Below are 18,941 nucleotides of genomic sequence, written 5' to 3' on the forward strand. Positions count from 1 at the left end.
CATAATATTCTTATACCCGCTCATATTCTTTCTTTTGTTCCAGCTTTATCCAGAAAAGTAAAGTGCCAGTAATACATTACCAGCACATACGATTAGGCTAACATTTTAAACCAACAAATTAGAATGTTAAGACTTTATCTGATGTTAATGTCCAGCTAGCCAATTCCACTAGTGTGCCAACTTCAACGCCATCCGCTAAAGTTAACTCACTGATACCACGGGCATCGGTACATGTCTTACATAATTTAACAGGCACCCCTTGAGCCGTTAAAATCTCTAACATTTGCTGAAGGTTATAACCTTCTTTCGGCTTTTGAGCAGCTAAACCTGCACAAACCGCATCTGACATTAAAAAAATTTTTAAATCTAAATCTGAATTTTGCTCTTTTAGCGTGATAGCAAGACGCAGGGAGTTGAATAAAGTTTCACTACCATATGGCGCGCCATTGGCGATAATCAGAATAGAGGCCATCTGTTACTCCAGTTTATTATATTTGAGTGGGTTTAAGTCGTATTGCTGGGTTACACTTTAATGTCTCTAATAGTGTCTCAACCAACGTTATCGTGTGTTGATTTATATTAAAGTCCTCAGGTTGTAATAGCCAGTTTTCTAACAAACCCGACATTAATGAACGGATCATGATGGCAGCGCATTCAATATCAAGGTCAGCAGGTAATTGCCCAGCATCGATACAATCTTGCAAATTACCGACAATACGACACTGGCTAGCCACATAATTAGCCCGTTTAAAATCGACTAATTCAGCCATCTCACCAACTAATTCGCATTTTAAAAAGAAAATTTCCATCAACGCACGGTTTTTGGGATTGTCGATAAAATCGGTCAAAATAAAAACTAATAATTCTCTTAGTATTGAAAGTGGATCATTGGTATATTTAGAACGATAATATTCTTCAGCTTGGATTATTTGGTTATCACCAAACTCACAGGCCTGAAAAAAGAGATCAACTTTATTTTTAAAATGCCAATATATTGCACCTCGGGTTACCCCCGCTGCTTTTGCAATATCGGCTAATGATGTGGCTGAAACCCCTCGCTCAGAGAATGTTTTGATGGCAGCATCTAGTATTTCCTGGCGGGTTTCTTCAGCCTGTTGTTTAGTTTTTCGTGCCATTGTGACCCGTTTCTATCGAAAGCTGATTTACATACATTCGTGTATGTTTGTACTATAGCACAGTGATAAATCATATTGTTTACCATTTTTCTTATTTTTGTTTTGAACTCATATTGATTAATTGAGGTTAACTTATGCGAAAAAACAGAGGGGTGTTACCTCTGGCTCTGTTGGTTCTTTCAGGTGGCTTAGCTTTATCAGGTTGTAACGATGAACAACAAGGTGGCGGAGAACGCCCGGCGCCTGAAGTAGGAATTGTTACGCTGAAAGCCGAACCTCTGACTCTCAAAACCGAGTTACCAGGCCGTACATCTGCATTCCGTGTTGCCGAGGTTCGCCCACAAGTGAGCGGCATCATTTTAAAACGTAACTATAAAGAAGGTAGCGACGTAGAAGCTGGAACATCTTTGTATCAAATTGATCCTGCTCCTTTCCAAGCAACCTACGACAGTGCAAAAGCAGAACTTGCAAAAGCGCAAGCGAATGCAAATATCGCGGCTCTGACGGTTAAGCGTTATAAACCATTATTAGGGACGAATTACATTAGTCAGCAAGAATACGACCAAGCGACTTCAACTTATGCCCAAGCGCTTGCTGCCGTCAAAGCAGCCGAAGCAGCTGTTGAGACTGCGCGTATCAACCTGAACTATACCAAAGTGACCGCACCAATCAGTGGCCGTACTGGCAAATCGAATGTGACTGAAGGGGCGTTGGTCTCCACAGGACAAGCAACTGAATTAATGCGAGTTCAGCAACTTGACCCTATCTACGTTGATGTGACGCAATCGAGCGATGATTTTCTGCGTCTAAAAAATGAGATAGCACAAGGCGCTGTGCAAAAAGAGTCTGGTCAGGCACCTGTTAGTTTAATTAATAACAATGGCCAAGAATACGCACAAAAAGGTGTTCTCGAGTTCTCTGATGTCACCGTGGATGAAACCACAGGTTCCATTACTATGAGAGCCGTTTTCCCTAACCCGAACAAAGAGTTACTTCCGGGAATGTTTGTCCGTGCAATTTTAGAAGATGGCGTTGTTGAAAATGCAATTTTGATTCCTCAACAAGGTTTATCGCGTACTGCTCAAGGTACCTCTCAAGTCATGGTTGTTGGCGCAGAGAATAAAATTGAAGTCAGGACGGTTAAAGCAGGACAAGCGGTTGGCAACAAATGGCTGATTAAAGACGGTTTAAAAGCAGGTGATCGTGTTGTCGTCATTGGCTTACAAAAAATCAAACCAGGAATTGTTGTGAATCCTAAGGAAGCAAACTTAGAAACGCAATCCATAGACAATCAGGCTAAACCTGAAGAAAAGTCTAAATAAGGGAGCGGCTGATTAATGCCTAAGTTTTTTATAGAAAGACCAATTTTTGCGTGGGTAATTGCGATTATCACCATGCTCGCTGGTCTGTTGGCAATTATCCAGTTACCTGTTTCTCAGTACCCGACCATCGCACCTCCAGCTGTTTCTATTTCAGCTAACTATCCAGGAGCGGATGCTGAGACGGTACAAAACACAGTAACGCAGGTTATCGAACAGAATATGAACGGTATCGATAACTTGGTATATATGTCATCGAGCAGTGACTCATCAGGTTCTGCTAGCATTACGCTTACCTTTGAAGCAGGAACTGATGGTGATATCGCGCAAGTACAGGTGCAAAACAAATTGCAACTGGCGATGCCATTGCTGCCACAAGAAGTTCAACAGCAAGGTATTAGTGTCGATAAATCAACAAGTTCGTTCTTAATGGTTGCAGGTTTCGTGTCCAACGATGGGTCGATGGGCCAATATGACATTGCTGACTATGTAGGTTCGAATATTAAAGACCCATTAAGCCGTGTAAATGGTGTGGGTGAAACACAGTTGTTTGGTACCCAATATGCCATGCGTATTTGGTTAAAACCAGAGCAACTCGTTAAATACAATATGACGACGACCGATGTCATTAATGCAATCAAGGTTCAAAATAACCAAGTTGCAGCAGGACAGCTCGGTGGCTCGCCGTCAATTGCAAACCAACGTTTAAACGTTTCAATCATTGCACAGACACGTTTAAACAATGCAGAAGAGTTTTCTAATATCTTACTGCGTGTTAACCAGGATGGTTCGCAAGTTCGTATTAAAGATGTTGCGGATGTTCAATTAGGTGCGGAAAACTACAGTACCGTAGCGCGCTTTAACGGAAAACCTGCTGCAGGTATCGGTATTAAACTAGCGACAGGTGCGAATGCGTTAGATACCTCTAACAACGTACGTGCTGCGCTGGAAGAGATGAAACCGTTCTTCCCGCAAGGGTTAGAAATCGTTTATCCATACGATACAACACCATTCGTTAAAATCTCGATTAACGAAGTTGTTAAAACATTAGTTGAAGCAATCATGTTGGTTGTCGTGGTTATGTATTTGTTCCTCCAGAACATTCGTGCCACATTGATCCCAACAATTGCCGTTCCTGTTGTATTGTTGGGGACATTTGCCATCCTATCGGCATTTGGTTACTCAATAAACACCTTGACCATGTTCGCGATGGTACTCGCCATCGGTCTACTCGTCGATGATGCCATCGTTGTTGTAGAGAACGTTGAACGTGTTATGCAAGAAGAAGGCTTATCACCGAAGGAAGCGACCAAAAAATCAATGGGTCAAATCCAAGGTGCGTTAGTCGGTATTGCAATGGTGCTGTCTGCGGTATTTATCCCAATGGCCTTCTTTGGTGGGTCAACAGGGGCAATTTACCGTCAGTTCTCAATTACCATTGTTTCATCCATGATCCTCTCAGTTCTGGTGGCGATGATTTTAACACCAGCACTGTGTGCCACGATGTTAAAGCCAATTGAAAAAGGCAGCCATGGTAGCCAAAAAGGGTTCTTTGGATGGTTTAACAGAACGTTTGAAAAACAAGCTCACCACTACACAGACAGCGTAAGCCGCATGCTTAACGGCACAGGTCGTTACCTGGTGATTTATCTGATTTTAGTGGCAGGCATGGCATTCATGTTTGTTCGTTTACCGTCGTCCTTCTTACCAGCAGAAGACCAAGGTGTATTCCTGTCAATGGTTCAATTACCACCTGGATCAACACAAGAACAAACTCAAGCTGTATTAGATGAAGTCAACAATTACTACCATACTGACGAAAAAGACAATGTTGAATCTGTCTTTACCGTTGGAGGCTTTAGCTTTGCGGGTCAAGGTCAAAATATGGGTCTCGCCTTCGTCGTTCTGAAAAATTGGAGCGAACGTAAAGGTGATGAAAACCACGTTGATGCGATTGTACAACGCGCGAATATTGCGATGTCCAAGAAACAAGAGGCACTGATTTACGCCTTTAACCTACCCGCAATTGTTGAGTTAGGTACCGCAGACGGTTTTGACTTCGAGTTAGTGGATAAGGGTAACTTAGGGCATGACAAACTGATGCAAGCACGTAACCAATTACTTGGTTTAGCGGCTCAACATCCAGAAATGCTCCAAGGTGTTCGTCCAAATGGTCAGGATGATACGTCACAATATCGTATCTACATTGACCAACAAAAAGCGCAGGCACAAGGTGTCGCAATCAGCGATATTAACGCAACACTCAGCTCCGTCTTTGGTGGAAGCTATGTAAACGACTTTATCGACCGCGGTCGTGTTAAGAAAGTTTACGTACAAGGTGATGCAGAAAGTCGTATGTTGCCATCGGATATTAGCAACCTGTATGTTCGTAATAACCAAGGCAAAATGGTTCCATTCTCGGCATTCTTAGATGAATCCAAAGACCCTTGGAAATTTGGTTCACCACGCTTAGAACGTTATAACGGTGTGCCAGCAATGAATATTCAAGGCCAAGCAGCACCAGGAAAAAGTACGGGTGATGCGATGCTATTGATGGAAAAACTCACGACTGAAAACCTGCCAGAAGGTATTGGTTATGAGTGGACAGGTATGTCCTATCAAGAACGCTTAGCGGGTAACCAAGCTCCTGCTTTATATGCGATTTCCTTGATAGTGGTATTCCTCTGTCTGGCTGCTCTTTATGAAAGCTGGTCAGTGCCATTCTCCGTTATGTTAGTGGTTCCATTGGGTATTATCGGTGCATTACTCTTCACCAGTATTCGCGGTTTAGATAATGACGTTTACTTTAAGGTTGGCTTATTAACAACCATTGGGCTCTCAGCGAAAAACGCAATCTTGATTGTTGAATTCGCCAAAGACCTAATGGAAAAAGAAGGTAAAGGGTTAGTTGAAGCAACGCTAAATGCCGTTAAGATGCGTTTACGACCAATCCTGATGACATCACTGGCATTTATGCTGGGGGTTATCCCGCTAGTGTTTAGTAATGGTGCAGGTTCAGCTTCTCAGAACTCAGTAGGTACAGGTGTTCTGGGTGGTATGTTTGCTGCTACCTCTCTGGCTATCTTCTTTGTTCCTGTATTCTTCGTGGTGATCCGTCGCCGCTTCTCTAAGAAGTCTGAAGATATTGAACACAGTCATCCACCTGCAGCACACTAATTGCTGATAAGTAACATATTAATAAGAGCCACTGAAATGTGGCTCTTATTTTCTTCTTAACTCAATATAATTCCCCCCTTTTACCTGTTTCTATCAATCCCATACTATTTTTTGATTGCTTTGAAAAATGCATTCCCCCTTATACTCCTTAGCGATTACGGGATTTTTTAATAGCAGGGAGCTGATAAATGAAATCAATAACGACACAAACTATCACTGTCTTTTTCTTATTTTCGCCATTCATTACTAATGCAAATGAGCTCAGTATTAATAAAGCCAAAATCATCAATATCAATGCACCTCTAAAAAACCATATTTCATTCAATACGTTCGAGACCTTATCTTCAAATGAACATGGTTTGATTTTTAATAATGATGTAGCGAGCAATAATAACTTGGGTGATAAGGCAGCAAAGTTAATACTCGCAGAAGTGACAGGTACCGAAGAAACTCAGATTCAAGGGGTATTAGGTATCAAGGGACAACGAGCAAACCTTGTTATTGCAAACCCAAATGGTATTTCTTGGAAAAAAGGCACGATAAATAATATCAATAGCCTGTCTTTAATTGCAGGGAAATTAGAACAGCAATACGCTAGAAATAAAGAAAATAAGAAGCAACTTGAACCTAAAAAAAAGGAGGATTACAGTAATCTTAAATTTTCAACCCACCCGGCTGGGCTAATCAGCATAAGCCAACAACAAGGCAATCCTATTCAGTTATCTAAAATGAATATATTTGCCGATCAAATAAAACTGCAAAATAACCTCAATATCAATGCTGCCTTGCAAAACTACATAAGTACGTCAGGTAGTGGAACACTTTCACCAAGTGAAGGTGTGATAAAACATAACACTAAATTCAAAACAGATATCCCATATTTTCAAGGAAATCACTTTGAATTAAGTGAACAAGCGAAATTAACAGGGCATACTGTGATGTTAGAGAGTCATCAATATCAATGCAGTAATGATTTTCTTTGCCCTCAAAACAAAATCGATATTCATGGGACAATTAAAGCAATGAATTTCTCATTACGTGGTAACAGTGAAATAACATTTTCAAATACAGGAGTTCTTCAGATAGGGAAGAGTCAACAAGCACTCGTCGCACGCCCCCCTCAATAATATCGAAATGCAAAACAACAATGTAAAGCGGCCTCAAAAGAAGAGGCCGTAAGGTAGATTTTTGAATTACATCCAGAAGAACCAAGCAAATAATGAAATCACAATGATACAAGCGACATTCAGTACAGCTCCAACTCTCACCATTTCTATTTGGCGTATATAACCCGAACCAAACACAATCGCATTAGGTGGTGTTGCTACAGGTAACATAAAGGCACACGATGCACCGATACCAATAATCATGGTTAGCACAATGACAGGCATACCCAACGCTTCAGCCACTGTTGCAAAAATAGGAACTAATAACGCAGCACTTGCCGTATTACTGGTAAATTCTGTCAGAATGATAATAAAGGTCGTGACCGCTAAAATAATGACAAACCAATGACTTTGGCCAAATGTTAGCTGCATCCAATCCGCCATAATTTTACTTGCGCCAGAAGAGCTCAAAATTGCACTCAGTGTTAAACCACCACCGAATAACATCAATACGCCCCACTCTGTATTTTTTTGAATCTGAGACCAATTTGCGACGCCCGTGACACAAATTAGAATTGCGGCGCTCATCGCAATGATGGTGTCTAAATCTTTCACACCACCGAATGCATCGCTGATAAAAGTACTAGTGATCCAACAGACTACCGCTAACAAAAATATTATCATTGCAGTAATACGTTTACTGTTCCATTCAACATGTTCTAATTCAATTTCAAAGCGATGTTTAAGGTTTGGACGCAACATCATGTACATTAAAACAAACATCATCGGCAATAACACAACCATAATTGGAATGCCGTATTTCATCCAAGAAAGGAAGTCTAAGCCTAAAGCAGAAGCCGCAATGGCATTTGGAGGGCTACCAACGATCGTCCCTAATCCGCCAATACTTGCACTGTAAGCCACACCAAGCAAGACAAACACAAATGTATTACGTTCATGACGGACATCAAGATTGGACAAAATACCGAGCACAAGCGGTAACATCATTGCTGCTGTTGCCGTGTTACTGATCCACATTGACAAGCCCGCCGTTACACCAAATAACAGCAATACAGCAACTGAGAGACGCCCACGCGCAGCCATTAATAAGCGATTCGCGATAAGCCTGTCTAAACCTTGAATATGCAAGGCTGTGGCTAATGCAAACCCACCAAAGAATAAGAAAATAATGGGGTTCGCAAAGGATTTAAGCGCATCCCCAGTATTCATTAGCCCAAGTCCCACGGCTAAAATAGGAATGCATAGCGCTGTCACCGTAACGTGTATAGCTTCAGTAAGCCAAAGCACGCCAATGAAAACCATCATCGCTAACCCTGCATTCGCTTTCTCATCAAAAGGTAGGTATTTCAAAAGTAAAACCAACAGCACAATATCAATTGCTAAAATAATCCAACCACGCTTATTGGCGGGAGTTGGACTTACTGCCGGCGTCAAAGATTCAGAAGCATCCATGTAAGACTCCATAGCTCGGAAGCAAATTGTTTTCGAGTATTATTGTTAATATTTATTTACAAGGTCTGAAATATAGAGTTAATTGAATGGAATGAAAATGTGGAGTAACCAAAAGTGCGATCTATGCCGTGTAATTTGCTAATCTTTACCATAAACTCTAAAAAACCGAGCTATTGCATCGCAAAAATCGAAGAATTAAAAACCATCATATGAAAAGTCTGCAATATAAATCTCTTTTTATTCCCTTGGGTAAGAATAAACATAACTTGCTGATTTTTATATAATAAAATAACTTATTCCATTGGTTAATTTATTGCTATAAAAACCAGCTATGAAATCAATCAGTTAAATCTATAAGTAAGGTGATAAAAGTGGTGGCATCAAACTTAATGCACGTTCTGATGGAAAATAAGCACCAGTGTCTTGCTGTGATAAATCAAGGTCAAAATTAAACATCACTGCTTTTTCAATAATTAATTGAGTTTGATGTTCACTCATTGCGCTAAAATCACCTTGTTGTGCATTAAATAAACTTTCTGTATGTATTGTATCACGAGTAAATTCACTCAGACTCATAGAGTATGATTGATTGTGTATTCGGATCTTTAAATGATTATGTGTTTTAGCGTTTTGACCAAACACCTGCCTAATAACTAATGATGTTGATGAATTTATATCAAAAATAACTAAGTCATCATCCCGACGAAACGTCATAAGTGAACGGCGATTTAATGCAGGCAAAATGAGAAGATCCTCTTTTTCATCATAGCTATCATTATCAATAATAATCGTTTGGTAATTCAGCCATGATTCTTGGCTGATTAAATAACTATCTTGTCCTTCTCCGCCACTTAAAATAATATTTTTCACGTTTTTGATTATTGATGGGCTAAGAATATCATGCTCTTTTCCACCTTGAATAATCAAAGAAGAACTTAAATGATTAGCACTAAATTCATTATTTGACTGGCTGTTTAATAAACCAACATAAAGTATTTCTCCATTTTCAGCGGAAATTAATAAACCTTCATCTACTCGTTCTACTTTATTAATTTGAAAGCCAGAGTAAAGGTCAATTATAGCAGGTAAATCAGTTGGGTTATTGAGTACTGAGCCTTCAGAAAATGCAGCCATTAATTCTTTTTCTGTAGCGAAGTGTTGTTCATACAATTTTTTTTGCTTTCTATCAAAAATTAACCCTCCAGAACACGTTGCGTTCAGACCTAAAAATTGCAGTTCATTTTCTGAAGAAAGTTGATGTGCAATGATGACTTTCCCTTGAACACTCCATGCTGGAAGTATTTTGCTATTATCAACACTTCTAATACCAAGTAATGGAAGAACCGTTTTATCCCGATAATCAGATTCTAAGTCCCGCCACCAATATGCATGCTCTCGAAGCCATTTATCAGTCAATGCAACTGTAGATGAAGACCTATTAACATTTAACTGGCTAACAACACCAATGCTATCAACAAGTAGTAAATTTCCTTTCCATGTAAATACACGCTCTAAATTAGGCATGAACATAAACCAGGCTGAAGGTTTTATTACATTTAATACATCTTGCCCCGCACCTCTTTGTTGATATAGTGATTTTTCCTTATCACTATAAAAGTAAAAGACTTCAGTCCCATCGTTATCAAATAATGATGAGACTAAATGTAAATCCTCAGGGATTGCCCAATGACTTTGCCTCAAAGTACGATCGACGGGAAAATGACCAAACCCTAACGAAGCAGATAGGTTAGGCTTAATCAGTTTATTATCTTTGAGTCTAATCCAGTAGCGGTGCTGAGCTTGATTGTAGTCACTTCCAGATATCATCACCAAACTGGCTAAGCTGGAGTATTTCAATTGTGACATTCTAAAATTATTTTTATTATCAATTAAGTAACGCTGTAAAATTTCTTCAGGTTCAGTACTTCCTAACTGAGTATGAGTGCTAGCTAAATCGACTAACAGTTCAGGTGCTGAAACAAGACTCACCAATTCAATGTTGTTTTCTACAATTTGGTAATTTGCTACCTCGAGTGAATCTTGATAGCGACAAGAAAAATAAATAATATCTTCTTCTGACCATACTTTTAAAACGTCTAAATTACGTGCCATTTTGTTTTCTAATCGGTATTCAGAAAGAACCTTTCCACTATTAAGGTCTGTCACCCAAATCAGAGGCGAGCCTACTGAATAAAAAATAGCCTTATCTTTTCTAACCCACGCTAACAGTGCATTTTTTTTCTCTGCATCAATTGAGTCTGTAAATAGTATTTTTTCCGTTTTCACATCAAAATAAGCACGGCCTACATTGTTTCCATTATGCTGATAATTTTCAATAATAACATACTGTTGATGTGTTCTATGTTCCAAGGCTAAAGTGTGTAAATATGCATCAAAACCTTTTATGTTATTTTTCCATACTGTTTCATCAATACTCACAACTGTCATCGATTTTGTTTTGAAATTTATTTCGTTTACTTCATTCTCATTTCCAATAATATAATATTTACTTCCTGGATTTTTATTCTTGATAAAAAAATCAACCTCCCCAACGCTTACTCGATCATCAAATATTTTTATATTATTATTATCTTTTGAGTTAATTATCCATTGAGAAGAGTTCTGGCAGCTTGAGCAATCTGATAATAATACATTGACTCCTTCATTAATATTAATGGTATATTTTCCCCCACACCCTTCTAGATCATAACTAACAAATCCGTGCCACTCTTTTGGTAAATTAGGTATAATTAGATTACGTTTTTTATTGTCTAACCTAACACTTATTGGGGTATTAACATACTCATGGTAAATATGAGTAATTGTATTTTCGCTTGGGAAAATATAAAAATCATAATCAAATTTATCAGTCCGCTCTAGCCTACGAATAACATCAAAACCATTGTCGTGCCTTGTTGTTGCCCCAGGCCATAAATTATAGTCATACTTTATATATGATTTTGGTGTCACTGGTAAAAAAACATTCTCTTGTGAAGCGAAATCCACAGTATGGTACCTACTTACATAGCCTATTCCTGTACGAATATTAATTGCTTGTTGTCTATCATGTACCATAGTTGGAAAATTACCCGCCCAAAAAATATAATTTTTTCGCCCCCCGCCAGAAGATTTCTCACTCGTGCGATAAATATATTGACTATCAAATTCGATTTGATCCGCTTGTAAGTCGATAGTTTTAAATACAGCACCATATTTAGGTATTAAAGTTTTATTATCTTTCGAATATTCATAACCGTTACCTTGGTATGCTTTATCCAGTGCGCTAAAATACAAACCAACCGCTTTGGCATCCTCACCTATGATGGCAAAATTACGCGCAAGTGCTGTGAAACCAATCCCAAGCCCAGAAACAATGACCCCCATTCCACCGAAAGAGGCTGATGCAGTCGTGTAACCAAAAGCATCAGCACCTATAGCCATAGTATTAGCTAAAAAACTTGCAGAATCAAAAACGAGTTGAGTACTAAAAGTGATTGTCTGTGGCTCATTTTCAGCTTGTGTTATTTCATAAATATCAAACCCAATCAATGCACCATTAAATAATGTCGATAGCCCCTCATTAGCAACTTTAGCGAGTGATGATGAAAAGAGATTCATTGAGGGAGATACTGCTTTTGTTTGGTAACTTAATGCGGTTTTAGCTAATTGCGTTATATGAGCAATATCTTTTACTGTGCTCTGGGTGATTAATGCATAATTTACATAGGTATGAATTTTTAAAGCCATAGCTAAATTTGATGTATTCGAAGTCTTTGTATTTTCAATCCGGTTTCTGTCTTCTACCCATTGGATGATTGATTGAATCACAACCCCCGCATTTAAACCATCAATAGAATTACCTTCTACAGTTAGGCTTTTTTGTCTGAACTCTTCTTCAATAAAATGATAGTCGCGCCCAAACTCCGTCATTTTTTCAAGGCTATATTGGTGAAAATCTTTAAATGTTTTATCGGTTGTTTCAACCCATTGAGTTAAATCTGTGTCATCTAAGTGAATAAATTGAATACGATAATGCCCCTCTTTCTCTTCTTCTATATTAGAAAACAAGGGAAGCCATCGATCATCAAGGTTATTTTCTACAGATAGTTTAACGCTTGCTTCATGAATTTTTTCTGCCCACTGGTTTGCATCCAAGATGGATAGTGAACATTTTAATTGTAAATCTTCTTGGTATATTTCATTTTGGCCTCTTAATATTAATCTTGCTTTATTCTGCCTCGCTTCTATTGTGCTAATCTCATTTTCATCGCTTAAATTTTCAACGGTAAGCTGGTTACCTATCGAAACCCCACTCATTTTATGAGTATCGATATAAACCAGATTAAAAGCCGGCTTTCCATCTACGTCAAATGCAGAGTAATAAGGTGCAAATTTTTTCTCAATAAAGAACTTTGTTATTGCATTAAATAAACTTTGGCTATTATCAAATACAAAAATACCAAAGTTAGGATCATAAAAATAGTAGTTACTCTTACCATTTTCCACTTTTTCCCTAACATCATTGAATGACTATTAGTATTTAATGCAAACATCATTGTGTCATCACGAACAGTTAATAACTCTTGGATCTTGTTTAAGCTCATTTTCCCATAGGAAAAAGAAGATTCAACAGCACCGGTATTTGAGTGTAGGTTATTCAACCCCTCCTTTAATAAAATGGAATTTTCATCATCTGGATTTGCAGCAGCGACATAGAGTTTATCTATGAGCTTATCAGCACTATTTTGTCCCCCTTTTGCCAATGCAACAGACATCGCCCTAACCAGTGGATAACAGCGTCCACCAGATTCACTTTTAATAATTGATAAGTAAAAGTCCTGGGGGATCAACCTATTTCTTTTACTACCATTTTCATAAAAAAACTCACTGATCTTACCCGTTTCAATAAGAATTTTATCGATATACTCCGCATAATCAGCATCTTGAATCAATCGATATAATGCACCTCTTTCTTTTGCGGAAATCTCCGCTAATACATACTGTTTTTTTAATTGCCAAGACGTTGCATTACTATTAATTTCTTTAATTACAATATTATTATAATTTTTCATTCCTTCATTAAATTCATTTCTAAAATCAATATTCTTTGATGTTCTATGTAAATACAATAAATTTTCATAGCGCTCGATTATTGTTAGCCGACTACGTTCATCTGCTTTAGATGATGAAGACCCTGAGTTTATTCCTCGAACCACAAAGTCCATACCTTTATTCTGTTTAAGTGTTTGCAAATAAAAAGCATATTCAACCTCAAGCAAGCTCGAGTATATCTCATTAAATTGTTCGTTTTTTATTCTATCTAAAACCTGATTAACATCTATCGTTGCTTGCATATCAGAAATAATATTTTCATCATTAATTCTCTTTAAATTTAGTTCTATATTTCTAATTCTATTTTTTAACTCATCTGAACTCGCTTGGACTTTTCTTTTTAGTTCATTAGCTAAATTTACCCAATGAATAGAGTTAACTTTTTTTTCATCTGTGACTGAATACTCTTCAGCTGTAGAAAAATAGACGTCTAGTTTTTTTGCAAAAAGATTCAACTTTTCGTGTACATTTTTTCTGTAAAGATTAAATTCCGTTATTTTTTCATCTAAAAAATAACTCTCCGCTGATTTAATTTTTACACTATCAGGAAAAAAGTGTAATCCATCCTGATTCGTTCTATCTTGAAAAACCAACTTCCAATGTTCATCATCAAAATATAAAAAAACAAAGGGGCTATCATGCTCCCTATTTTTATAATCCCGCTCATCTATAGCCATGGTAACATTATCATAAAGTAAAGAACTGTTATAACGGCTATCATAGAAAACTCTATATTTTTCTGAATCTAACTCTGTTACAACAACAGAGCCTTTATTAACCTTACTTAAAAATAAAAATTTATTTTCTGGAGATGTTTTTTCTATATCAATATAATTAGAAAAGTCTTTATCTGCCCCTTTTGAGTTAGTATCTAAAAAATAACTCTCTAGCGCATAAGCAGGATTTGAATGATAAGTATCATCAACATACTTTATTTCATATTCGGATTTTTCATTACGGTAAAATACAACTTTCCCACTTACTGGTATTTCGTCTATATCATTGAGATAACCTGCATTAACTTTATATGAGTAGCAAAATTGCTCGGGGTTTAATACAAATTGTTGTATATCTCGACTTGGAGCAGCAGTACCTAACTCTAAATTTGAACCATTCAGCCCTGTTTTCAAAAACCTATCTTTAATCGTTTGAGAAATAAGCGCAGGGTCTTTAGGATCATAGCCAAAACGTTGTAATGTTCTTGGTAATGTGTTTATTAACCTTTCACCTGTTAATAACGATTCAGTGACTGCCTTGGCCATAATCACTGCCCTTAATTCACCATAGCTACTAGATTGCCCCTCTACCGTTTCAGAATAAGAGATCCCAGTCATTAGCCTTTTCATACCAACGGGCGTATGTTCAATAAGTGCATTTGGTGGTAACAGTGATTTTAATTGCTGGCTAACTTCTTTAGCAGACACAGAACTCGCCTCTGCAAGGTAAATAACGGCTTGATTGGTTCTGTTACCTAATTTTCTTGGCCCCATAATTTTTGATTGAAAGACATTTTTTTGCGGATCATTGTCATATAACTTAATTAAAGCATTTGCTAAATCAATGTAATTTTTCTTATTAACATTAACCGTTAATCGAGCCATTAATTTGGATCTACTCAAATAACGTTGACGGTAATCTTTTGGTAAAATACGATAAGCACTTGCATTCAATTGTTGTTCTGAACTTAATTTAAAAAAAGATTCTTCATTTTGCCCTTGGGCTCTAATACTGACTTTATCCCTAACCTCTGAATTTAGAAGAGTTTTAAACTCATCTAAAAATAAATTTCTTTCTTCAAGATTTAACCTACTTGATTCTGCCGGGATATCATTACTATATAATTGATAAATAATGTCAGTTATTTTATCTTCAATATACTTCTTTTTTTCTATTAGTGTCGAATCCCAATTAAAACTATTATTTTTATAACCAACTTTAATCTCTTTAATTAAATCGATAATTTCCTGAGCAGTTCTTGCTTTATCTCTGCCTTCCCTTGAAATGGCAAGTAACGACTCATAACCTTCCTTTTCCATATTCCACCATTTAATATCAAAATTAATTTATTTTAAAGACTTATTTCTATCACAGAAAATAAATATTATTGAATTCGTTTTAATAAAATAGGTAAATTTAAGATTAACTTTAATATGGAAAAAATGATTTTTTTATCGTTTTTTAAAATATCATTTATTTTAAGCATAAAAAACGGGAAGCCGATGCCTCCCGTTGCAATCAATTAGCTTAGCAATTAAATTATGCTTGGCCTTTAACTTCTTTTAAACCGTTGAATGGTGCACTGTTACCCAGAGCTTCTTCAATACGGATTAATTGGTTGTATTTAGCAACACGGTCAGAACGACTCATAGAACCTGTTTTGATTTGCCCCGCTGCAGTACCCACTGCTAAGTCCGCAATAGTTGCATCTTCAGTTTCGCCTGAACGGTGAGAAATAACAGCAGTATAGCCTGCATCTTTCGCCATTTTAATTGCAGCCAAAGTTTCAGTTAACGAACCGATTTGGTTGAATTTAATTAGGATTGAGTTAGCGATACCTTTGTCGATACCTTCTTTCAGGATCTTAGTATTAGTTACAAACAGGTCATCACCAACCAATTGGATTTTGTCACCAAGAACTTTAGTTTGGTATGCAAAACCATCCCAGTCAGATTCGTTCAGACCATCTTCGATAGATACGATTGGGTACTGTTTAGTCAGCTCTTCTAAGTAATGAGTGAACTCTTGAGACGTAAAGGTTTTACCTTCGCCTTTCAGTTCATAATTACCTGTTTCAGCGTTGAAGAACTCAGATGCTGCACAGTCCATCGCTAACGTTACGTCTTTACCTAATACATAACCTGCTTGTTCAACCGCTTCTTTGATAGCGGCTAACGCTGCTGCGTTAGATTCTAAGTTAGGTGCATAACCACCTTCATCACCTACAGCCGTGTTCATACCTTTAGATTTCAGTACTTTTGCTAAGTGATGAAAAATCTCAGAACCCATGCGAACCGCTTCTTTCAGCGTTGGTGCGCCAACAGGCTGGATCATGAATTCTTGGATATCAACGTTGTTATCTGCGTGCTCACCACCGTTGATGATATTCATCATTGGCAGAGGCATTGAATATTGACCGTGAGTCCCATTCAGATCAGAAATATGCTCATACAGAGGCATACCTTTTGCCGCTGCTGCTGCTTTTGCGTTTGCTAAAGAAACAGCCAGAATTGCGTTCGCACCAAATTTAGATTTGTTTTCAGTGCCATCAAGGTCAATCATGATTTTATCGATATTTGCTTGATCTTTTGCATCTTTACCGATCAGGGCTTCTGCGATTGGGCCATTAACTGCACCAACAGCTTTCAGAACACCTTTACCCAGGAAACGTGCTTTATCACCGTCACGCAGTTCCAGAGCTTCACGAGAACCTGTCGATGCACCTGATGGTGCAGCTGCTAAACCAACGAAGCCACCTTCTAAGTGAACTTCAGCTTCAACAGTTGGGTTACCACGAGAGTCAATGATTTCACGGCCGATCACTTTAACAATTTTGGACATTAGGTTTTCCTCAGTACAAGTTAAATTTCGGGAAGTTGGTGCCAATGCGCCGACTTCCCCATATCTTATTTCAACTCACCTTTCTGGTACTTACCAGCGGCTTTAACAAAACCTGCAAATAATGGGTGACCATCTCTTGGGGTCGAAGTGAACTCTGGGTGGAATTGGCAAGCCACAAACCAAGGGTGATTTGGGTTTTCAATAATTTCTACCAGTTTGTTATCTACTGAGCGACCTGCGATTTTTAGGCCCGCATCTTCGATGCGTTTCAGTAATAAGTTATTCACTTCATAACGATGACGGTGACGTTCAACGATGGTTTCAGCACCATACATATCACGCACTAAGCTACCATTCACTAAATGGCATGGCTGCCCGCCAACACGCATTGTACCGCCAAGGTCGCTCTCTTCAGAACGCACTTCAACGTTACCCTCTTCATCACGCCATTCTGTAATCAGCGCAACAACTGGATATTTACAATCTGCTTTGAATTCTGTTGAGTTTGCATCTGCCATATTGGCAACGTTACGTGCAAATTCAATCAGGGCAACTTGCATACCCAAACAAATACCTAAATAAGGGATTTTATTCTCACGTGCGTATTGCGCTGTCAGAATTTTCCCTTCTACACCACGCTCACCAAAACCGCCTGGAACTAAAATTGCATCAAGCCCTTTCAGTAATTCAACACCACGGGTTTCGATATCTTGCGAGTCGATTAGCTTAATATTCACGGTTAAACGATTTTTCAAGCCGCCGTGTTTCAGTGCTTCGATAACTGATTTATACGCATCTGGTAACTCAACGTATTTACCCACCATTCCGATAGTTACTTCCCCAGCAGGATTGGCTTCTTCGTAAATAACTTGTTCCCACTCAGACAGATTCGCTTCAGGCACATCGATACGGAAACGGCTACAGATGTATTCATCCAAACCTTGGGATTTTAACAAGGCTGGGATTTTATAAATAGAATCAACGTCTTTTAGTGAGATAACTGCTTTTTCTGGCACATTACAGAATAACGCGATTTTCGCGCGCTCGTTTGCAGGAATCACACGGTCTGAACGGCAAATTAATACGTCAGGTTGAATACCAATGGACAGCAATTCTTTCACAGAATGTTGCGTTGGTTTGGTTTTTACTTCACCCGCAGCTGCAAGATATGGCACTAAGGTTAAGTGCAAATATAGTGTGCGTTCACGACCCACTTCCGCCGCCATTTGACGAATAGCTTCTAAGAATGGCAGAGATTCGATATCACCGACAGTTCCGCCAACTTCAACGAGAACAACATCATGGCCTTCACCACCACGGATGATACGGTCTTTGATTTCATTCGTAATATGCGGGATAACTTGGATGGTAGCGCCTAAGTAGTCGCCACGGCGCTCTTTGCGCAGAACTTCAGAGTAGACACGGCCTGTCGTAAAGTTATTACGACGTGTCATTTTGGTACGGATGAAACGCTCATAATGACCCAAATCCAAGTCAGTTTCAGCGCCGTCTTCTGTAACGAAAACTTCCCCGTGTTGGGTTGGGCTCATTGTACCTGGATCTACGTTAATGTAGGGATCCAGTTTCATAATCGTTACATTGAGTCCACGGGCTTCGAGTATAGCCGCCAACGAGGCTGCGGCAATGCCTTTACCCAGAGAGGATACGACCCCGCCGGTCACAAAAATATAGTTAGTTTTCATGCTGAACCTGAAAGTTTAGGTTTAAAAGATGATGGATATAACAGGACGGGAAAACAGTATACCCGAACCTTAATTTCGCTACAAATGTTCTAAGCATAATAAGGCTAAATTTCATCAACACTCTAATATTATCAGCAAGTTAAAAACGAAAATTATTTATCGCTTCAAAAATAGTCATCTGCGTCTGTTTTTATACATTAACACAGTTTAAAGGCAAAAGCTAAATCCTTTCAGCTCATTCTATAGCGTAAAAAATGCAATTCTGCACTAAGTTTGATTTTGAATAACTATTTACTCTATCACTCGCTATTTGACGCCTAAAAATGCCATTCTATTCATTGTTTTTGAAGCTTTATT

Annotated in this window: 10 protein-coding genes; 3 read left to right on the top strand and 7 right to left on the bottom strand. The window is 38.3% G+C overall.

All coding sequences use genetic code 11. The features are described from left to right. Positions 1–118 precede the first annotated feature (118 nt). Together PR808_RS13385 and acrR are read right to left on the bottom strand one after the other, a co-directional pair. Positions 119–472, bottom strand: a complete 354-nt coding sequence (locus PR808_RS13385; protein ID WP_206082936.1) for a DsrE/DsrF/TusD sulfur relay family protein — start codon at positions 470–472, stop codon at positions 119–121. Between the two features lie 16 nt (positions 473–488). Continuing rightward, entirely contained in the window at positions 489–1,136 is a 648-nt protein-coding gene (gene acrR / locus PR808_RS13390; RefSeq protein ID WP_272539465.1) for a multidrug efflux transporter transcriptional repressor AcrR, read from the bottom strand. 134 nt (positions 1,137–1,270) lie between these two features. Here acrR and PR808_RS13395 point away from each other — a divergent pair, with 134 nt between their 5' ends. From PR808_RS13395 to PR808_RS13405, 3 genes are all read left to right on the top strand, one after another. Further along, complete coding sequence (locus PR808_RS13395; protein WP_206082938.1) at positions 1,271–2,458, top strand: efflux RND transporter periplasmic adaptor subunit; 1,188 nt, start codon at positions 1,271–1,273, stop codon at positions 2,456–2,458. Between the two features lie 15 nt (positions 2,459–2,473). Continuing rightward, the gene (locus PR808_RS13400) at positions 2,474–5,632 is read left to right on the top strand and encodes an efflux RND transporter permease subunit (RefSeq protein ID WP_206082939.1); all 3,159 of its coding nucleotides are present in this window, start codon (positions 2,474–2,476) and stop codon (positions 5,630–5,632) included. 188 nt (positions 5,633–5,820) lie between these two features. Continuing rightward, the gene (locus tag PR808_RS13405; protein ID WP_272539466.1) at positions 5,821–6,759 is read left to right on the top strand and encodes a two-partner secretion domain-containing protein; all 939 of its coding nucleotides are present in this window, start codon (positions 5,821–5,823) and stop codon (positions 6,757–6,759) included. 66 nt (positions 6,760–6,825) lie between these two features. Here the strand turns inward: PR808_RS13405 and PR808_RS13410 are convergent, their stop codons facing one another. The 5 genes from PR808_RS13410 to pyrG form a co-directional block, all read right to left on the bottom strand. Then, positions 6,826–8,211: an SLC13 family permease gene (locus PR808_RS13410; protein WP_206082941.1), complete on the bottom strand. Its 1,386-nt coding sequence runs from the start codon at positions 8,209–8,211 to the stop codon at positions 6,826–6,828. 351 nt (positions 8,212–8,562) lie between these two features. Further along, entirely contained in the window at positions 8,563–12,717 is a 4,155-nt protein-coding gene (locus tag PR808_RS13415; protein ID WP_272539467.1) for a TcdA/TcdB pore-forming domain-containing protein, read from the bottom strand. Then, entirely contained in the window at positions 12,627–15,359 is a 2,733-nt protein-coding gene (locus PR808_RS13420) for a T3SS effector HopA1 family protein (protein WP_272539468.1), read from the bottom strand. Before PR808_RS13420 ends, PR808_RS13415 begins: the two co-directional genes overlap by 91 nt. 220 nt (positions 15,360–15,579) lie before the next feature. Continuing rightward, complete coding sequence (gene eno, locus PR808_RS13425) at positions 15,580–16,881, bottom strand: phosphopyruvate hydratase (RefSeq protein WP_206082943.1); 1,302 nt, start codon at positions 16,879–16,881, stop codon at positions 15,580–15,582. A gap of 65 nt (positions 16,882–16,946) precedes the next feature. Next, positions 16,947–18,584 carry a glutamine hydrolyzing CTP synthase gene (pyrG, locus tag PR808_RS13430; protein WP_206082944.1) on the bottom strand — a complete coding sequence of 546 codons (1,638 nt, stop codon included), beginning with the start codon at positions 18,582–18,584 and terminating at the stop codon, positions 16,947–16,949. Between the last annotated feature and the right edge of the window lie 357 nt (positions 18,585–18,941).

This window comes from Providencia sp. PROV197 (genome assembly GCF_028479625.1).
GTDB lineage: Bacteria > Pseudomonadota > Gammaproteobacteria > Enterobacterales > Enterobacteriaceae > Providencia > Providencia vermicola.

What these genes read in the sequence shown, in the direction of transcription:
- PR808_RS13420 (WP_272539468.1), bottom strand. Translation starts at nt 15,359, where the DNA reads ATGGAAAAGGAAGGTTATGAGTCGTTACTTGCCATTTCAAGGGAAGGC.
- eno (WP_206082943.1), bottom strand. Translation starts at nt 16,881, where the DNA reads ATGTCCAAAATTGTTAAAGTGATCGGCCGTGAAATCATTGACTCTCGT.
- PR808_RS13400 (WP_206082939.1), top strand. Translation starts at nt 2,474, where the DNA reads ATGCCTAAGTTTTTTATAGAAAGACCAATTTTTGCGTGGGTAATTGCG.
- PR808_RS13405 (WP_272539466.1), top strand. Translation starts at nt 5,821, where the DNA reads ATGAAATCAATAACGACACAAACTATCACTGTCTTTTTCTTATTTTCG.
- PR808_RS13410 (WP_206082941.1), bottom strand. Translation starts at nt 8,211, where the DNA reads ATGGATGCTTCTGAATCTTTGACGCCGGCAGTAAGTCCAACTCCCGCC.
- PR808_RS13395 (WP_206082938.1), top strand. Translation starts at nt 1,271, where the DNA reads ATGCGAAAAAACAGAGGGGTGTTACCTCTGGCTCTGTTGGTTCTTTCA.
- PR808_RS13385 (WP_206082936.1), bottom strand. Translation starts at nt 472, where the DNA reads ATGGCCTCTATTCTGATTATCGCCAATGGCGCGCCATATGGTAGTGAA.
- pyrG (WP_206082944.1), bottom strand. Translation starts at nt 18,584, where the DNA reads ATGAAAACTAACTATATTTTTGTGACCGGCGGGGTCGTATCCTCTCTG.
- acrR (WP_272539465.1), bottom strand. Translation starts at nt 1,136, where the DNA reads ATGGCACGAAAAACTAAACAACAGGCTGAAGAAACCCGCCAGGAAATA.